This window comes from Limnobaculum eriocheiris, assembly GCF_021010575.1.
Lineage (GTDB): Bacteria > Pseudomonadota > Gammaproteobacteria > Enterobacterales > Enterobacteriaceae > Limnobaculum > Limnobaculum eriocheiris.
Window position 1 is genome coordinate 52,113 of the sequence record NZ_JAJNAG010000019.1, and the last position, 14,866, is coordinate 66,978.

The following is a 14,866-nucleotide window of genomic DNA, read 5'->3' on the forward strand; positions in this document are numbered from 1 at the left end:
ATTGAACGCTCTGATGATAAATAACAGCTAAGGAGCTGTGATGGCAGGGAACAGTATTGGAGAATTATTCCGTGTGACGACCTTTGGTGAGTCCCATGGTGTGGCGTTGGGATGTATTGTTGATGGTGTACCACCCGGAATTCCATTAACTGAAGCTGATTTGCAGCACGATCTGGATCGTCGCCGTCCGGGTACTTCCCGCTATACCACCCAACGTCGTGAACCTGACAGCGTGCGTATCTTATCCGGCGTGTTTGAAGGGGTAACTACCGGTACTTCTATTGGTTTGCTGATAGAGAATACGGATCAGCGCTCACAAGACTATGGCGAAATTAAAGATCTGTTTCGTCCGGGTCATGCTGATTACACCTATCAGCAAAAATATGGCCTGCGCGACTATCGGGGCGGCGGTCGTTCTTCTGCCCGTGAAACGGCGATGCGCGTAGCGGCCGGTGCCATTGCTAAAAAGTATCTGCAACAGCAGTTTGGCATTCAGGTTCGCGGTTATCTGTCACAAATGGGTGATATTAGCTGCGAATTAAAAGATTGGGATCAGGTGGAACAGAATCCATTTTTCTGTCCGGATGTTGAACGTCTGGAAGCGCTGGATGAACTGATGCGTGAATTAAGAAAAGCGGGTGATTCTATTGGAGCCAAAGTGACGGTGGTAGTGGATGCCGTACCCGTTGGATTAGGCGAACCGGTTTTTGACCGTTTAGATGCCGATCTGGCCCATGCTTTGATGAGCATTAATGCTGTCAAAGGGGTTGAGATTGGCGATGGTTTTGCCGTGGTGAATAAACGCGGTAGCGAGAATCGTGACGAGATTACACCAGAAGGGTTCCTGAGCAACCACGCTGGCGGTATTCTCGGTGGTATTAGCAGCGGGCAGCAAATTGTTGCCAATATTGCGCTGAAACCAACGTCCAGCATTACTATTCCTGGGCGAACGATCAATAAGCAGGGCGAAGCAGTAGAGATGATTACCCGGGGGCGTCATGACCCTTGTGTCGGTATTCGTGCGGTGCCGATCGCGGAAGCGATGATGGCAATTGTTTTAATGGATCACTTGATGCGCAACCGTGCACAGTGCAATGACGTGAAATCAGACGTTCCACGTTGGTAAGGAAATTGGTAATGAAAAAATGGTATTTAGTTGCGGCGGCGTTAGCCTTTAGCGCATCCGTAACGGCAGCAACCCCATGGCAGAAAGTGAAGGAACCTGTGCCGGGGGCTCCTCAATCTATTGGCGGTTTCTCTAATGGCTGTATTATTGGCGCTCAACCTCTGGAACTACAAGGGGAAGGGTATCAGGTGATGCGTAGCCAACAGTTACGCTATTTTGGTCACCCGGACCTGCTGTCGTTTATTGACCGTTTAACCACTGAAACTCAGGCTAATGGTTTAGGTAATGTGCTGGTGGGGGATATGGGAATGCCTGCCGGTGGCCGTTTTGCTACCGGACATGCCAGCCATCAGAGCGGCTTAGATGTAGATATTTGGTTACAGTTACCCAATTCTCGTTGGAGCGACACTCAGTTAAAAAATCCGAAAGCAATTGATTTAGTTTCCGATGATGGTAAGCGAGTGGTTGAGAGCCTGTGGCAGCCACAAGTTGGCGAGCTGATTAAACTGGCCGCCAGCGATCGTGATGTAACGCGTATCTTTGTTAATCCTGCCATCAAACAGAAGCTGTGCCAAACCGCCGGAACTGACCGTACCTGGTTGCGTAAAGTTCGCCCATGGTTTGGTCATCGCGCTCATATGCATGTACGTTTACGCTGTCCGGCGGATAGTCGGGAGTGTGAAGAGCAGGCGGCTATTCCTGTGGGCGATGGCTGTGGTGCAGAACTGACCAGTTGGCTGGAAGCGCCAGCTAAATTACCAAATGCTAAACCAAAAGATCCGGTTATTCCGGAACCACCGGCGGCATGTAAAGCATTAATAGTGAATAATTTTAAGGCAGAATAATAAATGGAGTGGCTTCCGCTCGGCGTTGAGATTTATCTGATTCTATTTTTTGTTGCAATGCTGGCCGGATTTATTGACTCCATTGCGGGTGGCGGTGGGCTGATAAGCCTGCCGGCACTCATGTCAGTCGGTATACCACCTGCTCAGGCGCTTGCCACCAATAAGTTACAGTCCATTGGCGGATCGTTTTCTGCCAGCCTCTATTTTATCCGCCAGAAAGCGGTGGATTTAAAAGACCAGCGATGGACTATTTTGCTGACATTTATTGGCGCTATGTTTGGCGCCATTCTTATTCAGCATATTGAGGCAGATATTTTACGTTCTATTCTGCCGCTGTTAATTATTGCCATCGGTCTCTATTTTGTTTTCAGCCCCAAAGTAGGGGAAGCGGATCGCCAGAAACGTTTAACCACCTGGCCTTTTGCTTTCGTTGCCGGGTTTTGCGTGGGTTTTTATGATGGATTTTTTGGGCCCGGCGCCGGTTCTTTCTTTGCCTTAGCCTATGTTACACTGCGTGGCTTCAATCTGACTAAATCCACGGCGCATGCCAAAGTGTTGAATTTCACTTCGAACCTGGCTTCCCTGCTGTTTTTTATTCTGGGGGGAAAGGTGGTATGGAGTGTTGGTTTAGTGATGTTGTGCGGTCAGGTTATTGGGGCCCGTACCGGTGCGCGTATGGTGCTGACCAAAGGGCAAAAATTGATACGTCCAATGCTGATTACGGTATCGTTCGTGATGAGCTGTAAGCTAATTTATGATAACCATAGCGCTGAGATTCATCAGTGGATTGCAGGTTTTTTCTAATAACACAGTAGGGATACACCCTCTTAAAACAGAGTGACGTTAATTGACCAGACAACATAATCCTCAGGATCTTATCGATCTGTTTGAGCAAACTTTTGGCGTGGACTATCAGACTAAATTGATTCAGGGCGATGATGAACCTATCTATCTGCCTGCGGACGATAAAACGCCTTATCATCAGGTCGTTTTTGCACATGGATTTTACGCCAGCGCGTTTCATGAAATTTCTCACTGGTGCATTGCCGGAGAGCAACGCCGCCAGCAGGTTGACTACGGTTACTGGTATTGCCCGGATGGCCGCAGTGCCGATAAGCAGTCTGAGTTTGAAGTGGTGGAGATAAAACCGCAGGCTTTTGATTGGTTATTTTGTGTGGCATCAGGTTATCCGTTTAATGTTAGCTGTGACAATCTGGAAGGGGATTTTCAGCCGGACCGTATCGCATTTCAGCGTAAGGTTCATTCTCAGGTCATGGACTATCTGCAAAATGGTATACCAGAGCGACCAGCACGCTTTATTCAGGCGCTGCAAAAATTTTACCAGACCAGTCCATTAACGGCGGATGATTTCCCCTATCCGGAATATCCTACGGGCTGGTGTCATTAATTTATTCTGGTCTTAAATTTGAAGAGGCTTCGCAGCCTGATGAACGATTAACCAAATAGAGAAACCGCATGATTGCAGAATTAGAGAACCGCATACTGGCTTTGATTGATAGTAACGTTGAACACGCCAGTGATGATGAACTGTTTGCCGGCGGTTATTTGCGTGGTCATATCACGCTGGCTGCGGCTCTGGCTGAAGAACAGGGCCTTAGCAGCCTGAATGATTATTCACAACTGATTGAACAGAGTCTGGATAAAGCCATTAAAGCCGGTGAGCTTTCACCACCGGACCAGGTATTGGTTTTTAATTTATGGAAGAGTCTACAGCAGAAAGTACAATAATCCGTTTCACTTTTTTCGGGTTCGGACAGCGGAAATTATGTATCCAAACCCGAAGTGATTTACAGCGGCGTTCCTTTCAGTAGTTTTCTTACCCAAAGGCGATTCGGATTTAGCGCGGCCAAAATATCCGCAGGCAGCGGTAACGGCTCATTAAAGATTTGCCCCGCCAGCGTCTCTGCCAGCAGAGGCGCTGAACAAAGACCGCGGGATCCTAATCCACTCAGCATATACAGCCCCGGCCATACCGGTGCCAGCTCCACCTTCTCGCGACGTTTTAGTTTGCGATCAAGATGCCGATAAGATTCTCGTAGTTGTGGGTAATTAGCGACGGCTCCCATCATGGGTAAATGGTCACGAATGACACTACGAACGCTACATCTCGCTAATCCATCGCTAATATCAATATGCCGTGGCCAGTCGATATCTGGTAAACAGTCCAGCAGGCGCTGGCGGTTTTCTTGCTGTTCCGCCTGACGATAGTCCGTTTGGCTATCTCCCCGACCATAGCTGGCACCAATACAGTGGTATTGATGGTTGGTATCTACCGGTGTCATATACCCATCGTAGCAGAGTACCTGCTTTAGCTGGCTCAGTTCTGAACTGGTTGGAACCTGTGATACCTGTCCGCGTACCGGTGTTAGAGACAGTTGATGAGTTTGTTCAAACTCGGTTATCTGATGGCCGTTGGCTAAAATAACGGTAGCGTGTTGGGTGCTTTTTCCATGGCTGAAGGTTAATTCCCACCCTTGCTGTGCCGCTTTTAGCTCAATAAGGGAGTGCTGGTAACAGGTTTTCATCCCCTGGGTTTGAGCATGGTTTAAGGCATTGGCGGTTAACTGGCGGGGGGAGAGCCAACCGCCTGAAGGGTAGTGAATACCGCCACAGCCGGTAGCTAACCCACACAGACTTTCAGTCTGTTGCTGTGACAAAGGGTGGACAATCTCTGGTAAAGGATTCGATGCCAGAATAACGTCATTTTTCTTACGGCTCTTATCGTTATAGCCCAGTTGAATGACACCACACCATTGATGATCGAAGGTGATACCTTCTCTTAACAGGCTATCATAACGCTGGCGGGCAAAAGTAAAGGCATGACTGAAGAAGCGAGTCATGGCATTTTCACGGCCTGACAGTGGATAGAGCGCGCCCTGATAGTTTCCTGATGCACCCTGTGCTGGTAACTCATCAGCACAATAGAGAGTGACAGTCGCCCCGCGACGCAGCAAAGCCAGTGCCGTCATCGCGCTGGCGATACCGCCACCAATAATCGCCACATCCATGGGTTGTCGGGTACATGGGCTGGTATACCAGGGCACATTTGACGGTGATGGAGGAGGCAGTCCGGGCTGGCGAACGCCCACCAACATCTCTCGTTTTTGACCAAACCCCTTAATGCGTGAAACCTCAAAGCCTGCCTCCTGTAAGCCCCGACGAACAAAACCGGCGGCTGTGAAGGTGGCAAAAGTGCCGTTTTCGGTTGCAAGTCTGACCATTTGTTGAAACAGCAGAGGTGTCCACATTTCCGGGTTCTTTGAGGGAGCAAAACCGTCAAGAAACCAGGCATCTACCTTGCCATTCACACTGTCGTCAAGCTGAGGTAGCAGCGTATTCACGTCACCAAACCACAGGTCCAGCGTTACCCGTCCATTGTCCAGCAGTAGCCGATGACAGCCGGGTAGGGCAGGAGGCCATTGCTGTTGTAGTTGTTCACACAATGATGAAAATTGTGGCCATCCCTGATGAACCTGTTGTAAGTCTTCACGTCGCAAAGGAAATTTTTCAAAACTGATAAAGTGCAGATGTTTTAGTTGAGTTTCCGGAGAGTTGGCACTGAACTGGTGAAAAGCATGCCATAAAGTAAGAAAATTTAGTCCGGTGCCAAATCCGGTTTCAGCCACGATAAAACTACGCTTTGTGTGCACAGCGAATCTTTCAGGAATATGGTTGCCCGTTAGAAAAACATATTTTGTCTCTTCCTGACCATTCTGGTTAGAAAAATAGACGTCATCAAATTCTCGGGAAACAGGTGTACCCTGTTCGTTCCAGTTGAGGTCAGCATGTTGGATCGGGGTGTTATTCACGTTAAAAGACCGTCTGTTCAAGTGCTAGCGAGAGCTTAATGATGGACGACTCGTCAGGAAATTAACATCTTTTGTTGCATCTTTTTTGCTGATCGGACTTGTTCAGCTTACAAGTGTAAGCTAATCTGTTATGCAAATTCCGCCATGCAATATAAAGTAAAAACAGAGGTAATAGATGAAACGTGCAGTTATCACCGGTTTAGGTGTTATTTCTAGTATTGGTAATAACAAACAAGAGGTCCTTGAGTCTTTGGAGTTAGGACGCTCTGGTATTACCCATGCTCAGGAACTGCAAGATGCCGGCATGCGTAGCCATGTCTGGGGTAATATTAAGCTGGATACCGCTGGGTTAATTGACCGTAAAGTTGCTCGTTTTATGAGTGATGCTTCAATTTATGCCTATCTTTCTATGCAGGAAGCCATTCAGGATTCAGGATTAGCGGACAATCAGGTTTCTAATGAGCGTACCGGTTTAGTGGTTGGCTCTGGCGGTGGTTCTCCACGCAGTCAGGTTGCTGGCGCTGATGGTATGCGTTCTCGCGGTTTACGTGGTGTTGGCCCTTATATGGTGACTAAAGCCATGGCCTCGGGTGTTTCTGCCTGTCTGGCAACGCCATTTAAAATTCGTGGGGTTAACTACTCAATCAGTTCAGCCTGTGCAACATCTGCACACTGTATTGGTCATGCGGTTGAACTGATTCAACTGGGCAAACAGGATGTAGTGTTTGCTGGCGGCGGTGAAGAGCTGTGCTGGGAGCTTTCCTGTGAGTTTGACGCCATGGGCGCACTTTCTACTCAGTACAATGAGACGCCAGAAAAAGCGTCACGTACTTATGATGCAGCCCGCGATGGCTTTGTCATTTCCGGTGGTGGCGGTATGGTGGTGGTGGAAGAGCTGGAACATGCTCTGGCGCGCGGTGCACATATCTATGCTGAAATCGTAGGTTATGGTGCAACGTCTGATGGTGCAGATATGGTGGCTCCATCAGGTGAAGGTGCGGTTCGCTGTATGAGAATGGCAATGCAGGGCGTTGATACCCCAATTGACTATCTTAACGTTCACGGTACTTCCACACCGGTTGGTGACGTGAAAGAGTTGGGTGCCATTCGTGAAGTGTTTGGTGATAATACACCGGCAATCTCTTCGACTAAGGCCATGACCGGTCACGCATTAGGTGCTGCTGGTGTTCATGAAGCTATCTATACTTTACTGATGGTAGAACATGGCTTTATTGCGCCAAGTATCAATATTGAAAACCTGGATGAACAGGCTGCCGGTATGAATATCGTTACCAAAACTACGCGTCGTGAATTAACTACTGCGATGTCTAATAGCTTCGGCTTTGGTGGTACTAACGCCACTCTGGTAATGCGTAAATACAGCAAATAAGTCATACAGATTATTGGTAAAAAACCGTCGGTGAGATAATCACTGGCGGTTTTTTATTTTTTCGAACGGGGTAAAACCCGCGACGTTATTCAGGTATTATAGAGGCCATTCTGGCCCAGCCACCCTTAGTTAATAAAAGTTCTTTCGGTTAATTGAATTACCGAAGGATGGTTAAGTATCCTTATGTCTTTGAAAGATAAAAAATCATCTGTATTAGTTCCCATTATTTTACTGCTTATTGCCATGTTATCTATTCAGGGCGGAGCATCGCTGGCGAAAACGCTTTTCCCTGCGGTTGGCGCTCAGGGGGTAACGGCTTATCGCCTGTTTTTAGGGACTATCATTCTGATGATTTTTTTACGCCCATGGCGTAAACAGACAACCCGTACACCTGCACCCGGAGCCCGTTGGTGGCTGGTGGCCTATGGTCTGTCTCTGGGTGGAATGAATCTGCTGTTTTATATGTCTCTGCGAACCGTGCCCCTGGGCATTGCTGTGGCATTAGAGTTTATTGGTCCGCTGGCGGTGGCAATGAGCTCTTCCCGCAGGCTGGTGGACTTTCTGTGGATTGGTTTGGTTATTGTTGGTCTGGGCTTACTGCTGCCGTTACGTCAGTCGGTAAACGGTATCGATCCGGTAGGTGCATGTTATGCCTTAGGTGCTGGCTTTTTTTGGGCGCTGTATATAGTTTTTGGCCAACGCGCAGGGGCCAATTATGGAACCCGCTCTGTGGCGTTAGGCGCGTTAGTGGCCACGATAATAGCTGTACCTATCGGCGTTGCTCATGCGGGTAGCGATCTGTTTGCTTTATCACTGTTGCCGGTTGCGATTGGCGTGGCGATTCTCTCCACTGCACTGCCTTACTCACTGGAAATGGTGGCTCTGACCCGGTTACCGGTTCAAACCTTTGGAACCCTGACCAGTCTGGAACCGGCGATTGGGGCGCTCTCTGGTCTGATCTTCCTTAATGAAACTCTCTCCTGGATGCAATGGATGGGGCTATTTGCGGTGATTGTTGCTTCGATGGGGGCTTCGTTGACGATCAAGCGCAAGGCGAAGCTGGAGACGGTAGACATAGAGAAAAGTAGTGTTGCTTAAGAGATAAAAAAGAGAGTTTATTTCGTCTGCAAATAGTACGGTGTTTTGCTTTGCTACTGTGCGGCAAACGGGCAGCGCTTGTATTTCCACGCTACGGCCAACAGATTGTTGGCCGGGCTACCGCTAAAATTATAAATCCCGCAAGAGATTCTGATACTCACCCAAATCCCCCAGATTCTGCTTCACCCACTCAGGATTATAATAAGTATCCAAATACCGTTCGCCACTGTCACACAGTAGTGTCACTATTGCGCCGCTCTCACCTTTATCGCGCATCCGTTTCATCAACTGTAAAGCTCCCCATACATTGGTGCCGGTAGAGGCGCCGGTTTTACGACCGAGGATCTTTTCCAGCCAGAGAATGGTAGCAATACTGGCGGCATCAGGAACCTGTATCATTTCGTCAATGACTTGTGGAATAAATGAAGGTTCCACGCGCGGTCGGCCAATACCTTCAATGCGACTGCCACAGTGGGCAGATGGTGTACGGTCACCCGTTTGGTAATAGTTATAAAACACCGAGTTTTCCGGATCGACCACCACCAATCGGGTATCGTGTCCCTGATAACGAATATAACGCCCCAGCGTTGCAGAGGTACCTCCGGTACCGGCGCTCATCACGATATAGTCAGGAATGGTACGAGGCTCGCGCTGCATCTGACGGAAGATACTGTCAGCGATATTATTATTACCGCGCCAGTCGGTTGCCCGTTCGGCATAGGTAAACTGGTCCATATAGTGGCCGTTAAGCTCTTTTGCCAAACGTTCTGAAGCTTCGTAAATTTCTGATGGGTGTTTCACAAAATGGCAGCGACCACCGTAAAACTCAATTAACTCTATTTTACGTTTGGCGGTGCAGTCTGGCATAACGGCAATAAACGGCAGGCCCAGTAAGCGTGCAAAATAGGCTTCAGATACCGCAGTACTGCCCGATGAAGCCTCAATAATGGTAGTATCCTGTTTGATCCAACCGTTAGACAGGCCGTATAAAAATAGTGAACGAGCCAGACGATGTTTCAGGCTACCGGTAGGATGGGTGCTTTCGTCTTTCAGATAGAGATGAATGCCGGGAAACTGTGGTAACTGCATACGGATCAAGTGCGTATCGGCGGAGCGTTGAAAATCGGCTTCTATCTCACTGATAGCCTGTTTTACCCATTGGCGATTCATATTCTTTTCCTCTGATAATCTGTTAATAACCTGCCAGGCAGGTTTTGATTCTATACTGATAGATTAACCGCGTTGACAGAAAAAATTATTGCTATTTTTACTGTATAATAATCATATGATAGAAAATATTTCTCTCCGGGGCCGATGTGTTAGATAAAATTGACCGAAAAATACTGACTCTGTTACAAAAGGATTGCACTTTGTCGCTTCAGACGCTGGCGGATGAGGTCAGCCTGACTTCCACACCCTGCTGGAAACGCCTGAAAAGACTGGAAGACGAGGGGTATATTCGTCATAAAGTGGCACTGCTGGATGCAGAAAAGCTGGGGTTGAGCCTGACTGCGTTTGTACTGATAAAAACGCAGTGTCACAGCCGTGACTGGTATCAAAGCTTTGTCGATAGTGTAGAAGATATGCCTGAAGTAATGGCTTTTTACCGCATGGCCGGTGAGTATGACTATCTGATGCGCGTTCAGGTTGCTGATATGAAGAGTTTTGATAACTTTTATAAACGGCTGGTCAATAGCGTAAGTGGACTCAGCGATGTGACTTCCAGCTTTGCGATGGAAGAAATTAAGCTCACCACCTGCTTACCTATTGCGGAACAGGATAATTTTTAGCAACCAAATGAGAAATAGTTGCATTTGGGCAGGCTGAAAATGGTATTCTTTCGCCGCTGATTTTATTGAATTTAAACGAATGCAGTCACCCGATGATTGCCTGATGACCGGATTAATATAGTGAAACTGTTCTCTCAACTGCGCTGGTTTTTTGTTTTACAGTGGAAACGCTATTTAGGTGCAGTGACACTTCTTATCACTATTGCCCTGATGCAGCTGTTGCCTCCTAAGCTGGTGGGTACCATCGTTGACGGCATTACCCATCGTCAGATGGATGGTTATACCCTAATGATGTGGGTTGGTCTGATTGTCGGTACTGCCGTTGTTATCTACTTGCTGCGCTACGTATGGCGTGTACTGCTATTTGGTGCTTCTTATCTACTGGCGGTTGAACTACGCAATAATTTTTATCGCCAATTGAGCCGCCAGCATCCCAATTTTTATTTGCGCCACCGTACCGGTGACTTAATTGCCAGAGCAACCAATGATGTGGATCGGGTGGTGTTTGCTGCCGGAGAAGGGGTATTAACTCTGGTGGATTCGCTGGTGATGGGCTGTGCGGTGCTGGTGGTGATGAGCGTTCAAATTAGCTGGCAATTAACGCTACTCTCTCTATTGCCAATGCCAATTATGGCCATTTTTATTAAACGTTATGGTGATGAGCTGCATAATCGCTTTCGGGTGGCGCAGGCTGCTTTTTCATCATTAAATGACCGTACTCAGGAGAGCCTGACCAGCATCAGAATGATCAAGTCATTTGGTCTGGAAAATTACCAGTCAAAGCTGTTTTCTGAGGTTGCTACCGATGCGGGCTATAAAAATATGCGGGTGGCGAGAGTTGATGCCCGCTTTGACCCGACCATCTATCTGGCGGTTGCCTGCGCGAATATGCTGGCGATTGGCGGCGGTAGCTGGATGGTGATTAATAATCAAATGACGCTGGGGCAGCTAACCAGTTTTGTGATGTATTTGGGTCTGATGATTTGGCCGATGCTGGCGCTGGCCTGGATGTTTAATATTGTTGAACGGGGAAGTGCGGCTTACGGGCGTATTTCCGGTCTGCTGGAAGAGCAACCGGAAGTGGTCGATGGTGAGCTGAATTTACCTCTGGAGCGCGGCGTACTGGATATTAACATTCAACGTTTTCATTATCCGCTGACGGAAAAAGCTTCACTGGAAGATATCCATGCCCGCCTGGAGCCGGGGAAAACCCTGGGGCTATGTGGTCCTACCGGTTCCGGTAAAAGTTCGCTGCTGGCGCTGATTCAACGTCAGTTTGACGTTACCGAAGGGGATATTTGCTATCACTCATTACCGCTACGGCAGGTAAAGCTGGATGAATGGCGTGCCCGTTTATCTGTGGTAAGCCAGATGCCGTTTCTGTTTTCCGCCACCATCGCTGAAAATATTGCGCTGGGTTACCCGCAGGCTACGCAGGATGAGATTGAACATGCTGCTGCGTTGGCCTGTGTACATGAAGATATTTTGAACCTGTCGCAGGGATATCAAACCGAAGTTGGTGAGCGCGGAGTGATGTTATCCGGCGGACAGAAACAGCGAATAGCCATTGCCAGAGCGTTATTGATGGAAAGTGAAATATTGATTCTTGATGATGCCCTTTCTGCGGTAGATGGTCGTACCGAGTATCAGATCCTGCAAAATCTACGTCAGTGGGGGAAAGATCGCACTTTAATTATCAGTGCACATCGACTTTCCGGATTGCTGTATGCCAATGAAATTCTGGTACTGCAGGATGGTCGGGTAGTCCAACGGGGTTCTCATTCAGCGCTGGTGGAACAGACAGGATGGTATCGCAATATGTATCGTTATCAGCAACTGGAAGCAGCATTGGATGAGTAATATGACGACCGGCAAAAATCAAAAATTTCGTCAATTATGGCCAACGTTAAAACGCCTGTTAGCTTATGGTGCGCCTTACCGTAAACCCTTAAGCCTCGCCGCTCTATTACTGTGGCTGGCCGCAGGAGCGGAAGTGTGTGGCCCGGTATTGATCAGCTATTTTATTGACAATATGGTGGCAAAAAATATTATGCCACCGGGCAAAGTCATGGCGCTGGCGGTCGCATTTTTGCTGTTACAGATACTGGCGGCAACCCTGCGCTACAATCAGGCTTTACTGTTTAACCGCGCGGCCGTTGGCGTTGTACAAACGATCCGTAGTGATGTGATGGACGCCGCGTTAAAACAGCCAGTGGCTATTTTCGATACCCAGCCGGTTGGTCAGTTAATTTCAAAAGTGACTAACGATACTGAAGTGGTTAAAGATCTGTATGTCACCGTGGTAGCAACGGTATTACGCAGTGCCGCATTAATCAGCGCCATGTTGATTGCCATGTTTAGCCTGGACTGGCGCATGGCGCTGGTGGCTATGGCAATCTTTCCGGTAGTTATCGTTTTGATGAGTATCTATCAGCGTTATAGCACACCGATTATACGTCAGGTACGTAGCCTGCTGGCAGATATCAATAATCGATTTAATGAAGCGATCAGCGGTATGGTGGTATTGCAGCAATTCCGTCAACAGGTTCGCTTTGGTGAACGATTGGGAGAAACTAACCGCGCTCACTACATGATGCGTTTGAAAACCCTGCGTCTGGAAAGCTTGCTGCTGCGCCCGCTATTAAGCTTAATTTCTGCACTGGTTTTATGCGGGTTGCTGATGTTGTTTGGCTTTAGTCCGGAAGGATCTATCGGCGTAGGCGTGCTGTATGCCTTCATTAATTATTTATCGCGGTTGAATGAACCGCTGATTGAACTGGCTTCTCAGCAGGCAATGATGCAACAGGCTGTCGTTGCCGGTGAACGTATTTTTGAGCTTATGGACGGCGAACAGCAGAAATACGGTGAGGATAATCAGCCCTTGCGCTCGGGGAAAATTGATATTCGCAACCTTAGCTTTTCCTATAACCGAAATAAATCGGTACTAAACGATATTAATTTATCTGTCGCATCTCGTGGTTTTATTGCTCTGGTTGGTCATACCGGTAGTGGTAAAAGCACATTAGCTAATCTGCTGATGGGTTACTATCCGCTGTCTAAAGGGGAGATTTGCCTTGACGATCGTCCTTTACAAACGTTAAGCCATCAGGTGCTGCGTACCGGGGTGGCGATGGTGCAACAGGATCCTGTAGTACTGGCAGATACGGTTTATGCCAATATCGCTCTGGGACGAGCTATCAGTGAAGAACAGGTATGGGAAGCGTTACGTATTTCCCAATTGGAAACGCTGGTTAAAGCTATGCCTTGCGGAATTAATACCCTGTTGGGTGAACAGGGTAACAATCTTTCAGTAGGGCAAAAACAGCTGTTGGCCTTAGCCAGAGTGCTGGTACAAACACCAGAAATTCTGATTCTGGATGAGGCTACGGCAAATATTGATTCAGGTACCGAGCAGGCTATTCACCGTGCATTAAGTGCTATTCGACATAAAACCACGCTGATAGTCATTGCCCACCGTCTTTCAACCATTGTGGAAGCAGATCAAATAGTGGTACTCAACCGCGGCCAAATTGTTGAACGTGGCACACATCATCAATTACTGATGCAAAAAGGGCGTTATTATCAGATGCACCAGTTGCAACTGGCGGCGACTGAATTAGAAGCTCAGGTTTAAATATAAATGTATAAGCGGGGAAAAATATATCACCGTCTTATATATTATATTATTTATTAAGAGATTAATTATGTTGAATACCTTTTTTCTATTTTTCGCAACGGGAAAATAAATTTAATATATCGACAAATTATTAATACGGTTACACTTTAACGCTATTATTGTAATTTTATTTTTCTCTTGATAATCAAAGGATAATAGCTATACCTCTAATGAAGTAATTTACTGAATGTGCAGTTTTCTTCTCTGGTTTGACCTGATATTTTATAACAAAAAGAGTTAACAAAAATATCTTTTCTTATTGATTTTAAATGAATTTCACCCTTCGCTTATGTTAACAATAAGTTGCACTAGCTGGTTACATTTAATTTACATTGCAATTACTTAGCTCTTACTCTCACTGACAAAATAAGGATTATATTTATTTCAGATTTAACGAGATATGAAGCTAAATCACCAATAAGCATCCGGTTCGTTTCCGCCTGCTAAATTATCAAACGCAATTAAATTAACAATACCTGAGGAATTATCAAATGAAAAAATTATTACCTTTAGCCGTTGCTACTATGTTTGTTCTGTCTGGTTCTGTATTTGCTGCTGATACTGCTGCAACTACCCCAACTAATTCTGCACAGACTGCTACTGCTCATCACAAAACTGCAGATAAAAACAAACAGCATAAAAAACATGCTAAAAAAGCGGAAGCTGGCCAATCAACTCAAGAACCAGCAGCTAAGTAATTAGCACTGATAACGGATACCAGGGTATACCAAATGAAAAAATTACTCTCAATGGCCACAGTCGCTTTATTTGTTCTGTCTGGCACAGCCTTTGCGGCTGGTAGTAATACTCAACCGGTAAAAGATGCTCAGCAGGTTACCTCTACTGCACATAAAGCGAGTAGCAAGGCGAAGCAGCATAAACAACATGCTAAAGCTCAACCTGGCACCAAATCAACAGGCCAGCAGCCGATGACACCGGCGGCCTAATATCAGGTTTGTCATATGCGTTAAAAACCCCGATCTCCGCTGAGGAATCCCCAGTAATGAGCAGGTAAAAAAAGACAGGCATAGAGTTTTGTGATCTACTGATTGTGCTATCAATTCAATGAGATCACCTCTATGCCTGTTTACCAAGTATGTCAGAAGTTTTT

General features: G+C 47.0%; 14 protein-coding genes. 12 read left to right on the forward strand and 2 right to left on the reverse strand.

All coding sequences use genetic code 11. The features are described from left to right. Positions 1-40: 40 nt before the first annotated feature. The 5 genes from aroC (at position 41) to LPW36_RS09935 (ending at position 3,720) form a co-directional block, all read left to right on the forward strand. Positions 41-1,126 carry a chorismate synthase gene (gene aroC / locus LPW36_RS09915; RefSeq protein WP_230609513.1) on the forward strand — a complete coding sequence of 362 codons (1,086 nt, stop codon included), beginning with the start codon at positions 41-43 and terminating at the stop codon, positions 1,124-1,126. A gap of 11 nt (positions 1,127-1,137) precedes the next feature. Then, a complete protein-coding gene (mepA, locus tag LPW36_RS09920; protein ID WP_230609514.1) occupies positions 1,138-1,971 on the forward strand; it encodes a penicillin-insensitive murein endopeptidase in 834 nt (277 codons plus the stop codon). A gap of 3 nt (positions 1,972-1,974) precedes the next feature. Then, a complete protein-coding gene (locus LPW36_RS09925; protein WP_230609515.1) occupies positions 1,975-2,775 on the forward strand; it encodes a sulfite exporter TauE/SafE family protein in 801 nt (266 codons plus the stop codon). Between the two features lie 43 nt (positions 2,776-2,818). Further along, positions 2,819-3,379 (forward strand): elongation factor P hydroxylase, encoded by a 561-nt coding sequence (locus LPW36_RS09930; protein WP_230609516.1) that lies wholly within the window; start codon positions 2,819-2,821, stop codon positions 3,377-3,379. Between the two features lie 68 nt (positions 3,380-3,447). Continuing rightward, on the forward strand, positions 3,448-3,720 hold the full coding sequence (locus LPW36_RS09935; protein WP_230609517.1) for a YfcL family protein: 273 nt from the start codon (positions 3,448-3,450) through the stop codon (positions 3,718-3,720). A 59-nt stretch (positions 3,721-3,779) separates the two neighbouring features. Here LPW36_RS09935 and mnmC read toward each other — a convergent pair whose 3' ends face one another. Beyond that, positions 3,780-5,801, reverse strand: coding sequence for a bifunctional tRNA (5-methylaminomethyl-2-thiouridine)(34)-methyltransferase MnmC2/FAD-dependent 5-carboxymethylaminomethyl-2-thiouridine(34) oxidoreductase MnmC1 (mnmC, locus tag LPW36_RS09940; RefSeq protein WP_230609518.1), 2,022 nt, complete (start codon positions 5,799-5,801; stop codon positions 3,780-3,782). Positions 5,802-5,976: 175 nt separating this feature from the next. Here mnmC and fabB point away from each other — a divergent pair, with 175 nt between their 5' ends. Together fabB and rhtA are read left to right on the forward strand one after the other, a co-directional pair. Next, positions 5,977-7,191: a beta-ketoacyl-ACP synthase I gene (gene fabB, locus LPW36_RS09945; protein ID WP_230609519.1), complete on the forward strand. Its 1,215-nt coding sequence runs from the start codon at positions 5,977-5,979 to the stop codon at positions 7,189-7,191. Between the two features lie 177 nt (positions 7,192-7,368). Beyond that, on the forward strand, positions 7,369-8,289 hold the full coding sequence (gene rhtA, locus LPW36_RS09950) for a threonine/homoserine exporter RhtA (RefSeq protein WP_420844758.1): 921 nt from the start codon (positions 7,369-7,371) through the stop codon (positions 8,287-8,289). Between the two features lie 129 nt (positions 8,290-8,418). Here rhtA and LPW36_RS09955 read toward each other — a convergent pair whose 3' ends face one another. Then, positions 8,419-9,459 (reverse strand): PLP-dependent cysteine synthase family protein, encoded by a 1,041-nt coding sequence (locus LPW36_RS09955; RefSeq protein ID WP_230609521.1) that lies wholly within the window; start codon positions 9,457-9,459, stop codon positions 8,419-8,421. Positions 9,460-9,605: 146 nt separating this feature from the next. On the opposite strand from LPW36_RS09955, the gene LPW36_RS09960 reads away from it, so the two are divergent. The 5 genes from LPW36_RS09960 to LPW36_RS09980 all read left to right on the forward strand — a co-directional run bounded on the left by LPW36_RS09960 (position 9,606) and on the right by LPW36_RS09980 (position 14,702). Further along, the gene (locus LPW36_RS09960) at positions 9,606-10,079 is read left to right on the forward strand and encodes an Lrp/AsnC family transcriptional regulator (protein WP_230609522.1); all 474 of its coding nucleotides are present in this window, start codon (positions 9,606-9,608) and stop codon (positions 10,077-10,079) included. A gap of 120 nt (positions 10,080-10,199) precedes the next feature. Beyond that, positions 10,200-11,939, forward strand: a complete 1,740-nt coding sequence (locus tag LPW36_RS09965; protein WP_230609523.1) for a SmdA family multidrug ABC transporter permease/ATP-binding protein — start codon at positions 10,200-10,202, stop codon at positions 11,937-11,939. Between the two features lies 1 nt (position 11,940). After that, entirely contained in the window at positions 11,941-13,713 is a 1,773-nt protein-coding gene (locus LPW36_RS09970; RefSeq protein WP_230609527.1) for a SmdB family multidrug efflux ABC transporter permease/ATP-binding protein, read from the forward strand. Positions 13,714-14,246: 533 nt separating this feature from the next. After that, on the forward strand, positions 14,247-14,453 hold the full coding sequence (locus tag LPW36_RS09975; protein WP_230609524.1) for an acid-shock protein: 207 nt from the start codon (positions 14,247-14,249) through the stop codon (positions 14,451-14,453). A 33-nt stretch (positions 14,454-14,486) separates the two neighbouring features. After that, positions 14,487-14,702, forward strand: a complete 216-nt coding sequence (locus LPW36_RS09980) for a hypothetical protein (RefSeq protein WP_230609525.1) — start codon at positions 14,487-14,489, stop codon at positions 14,700-14,702. Positions 14,703-14,866: the final 164 nt, after the last annotated feature.

Coding starts and splice junctions, on each gene's coding strand:
- aroC (WP_230609513.1), top strand. CDS start 41: ATGGCAGGGAACAGTATTGGAGAATTATTCCGTGTGACGACCTTTGGT.
- mepA (WP_230609514.1), top strand. CDS start 1,138: ATGAAAAAATGGTATTTAGTTGCGGCGGCGTTAGCCTTTAGCGCATCC.
- LPW36_RS09925 (WP_230609515.1), top strand. CDS start 1,975: ATGGAGTGGCTTCCGCTCGGCGTTGAGATTTATCTGATTCTATTTTTT.
- LPW36_RS09935 (WP_230609517.1), top strand. CDS start 3,448: ATGATTGCAGAATTAGAGAACCGCATACTGGCTTTGATTGATAGTAAC.
- fabB (WP_230609519.1), top strand. CDS start 5,977: ATGAAACGTGCAGTTATCACCGGTTTAGGTGTTATTTCTAGTATTGGT.
- LPW36_RS09955 (WP_230609521.1), bottom strand. CDS start 9,459: ATGAATCGCCAATGGGTAAAACAGGCTATCAGTGAGATAGAAGCCGAT.
- LPW36_RS09970 (WP_230609527.1), top strand. CDS start 11,941: ATGACGACCGGCAAAAATCAAAAATTTCGTCAATTATGGCCAACGTTA.
- LPW36_RS09975 (WP_230609524.1), top strand. CDS start 14,247: ATGAAAAAATTATTACCTTTAGCCGTTGCTACTATGTTTGTTCTGTCT.
- LPW36_RS09980 (WP_230609525.1), top strand. CDS start 14,487: ATGAAAAAATTACTCTCAATGGCCACAGTCGCTTTATTTGTTCTGTCT.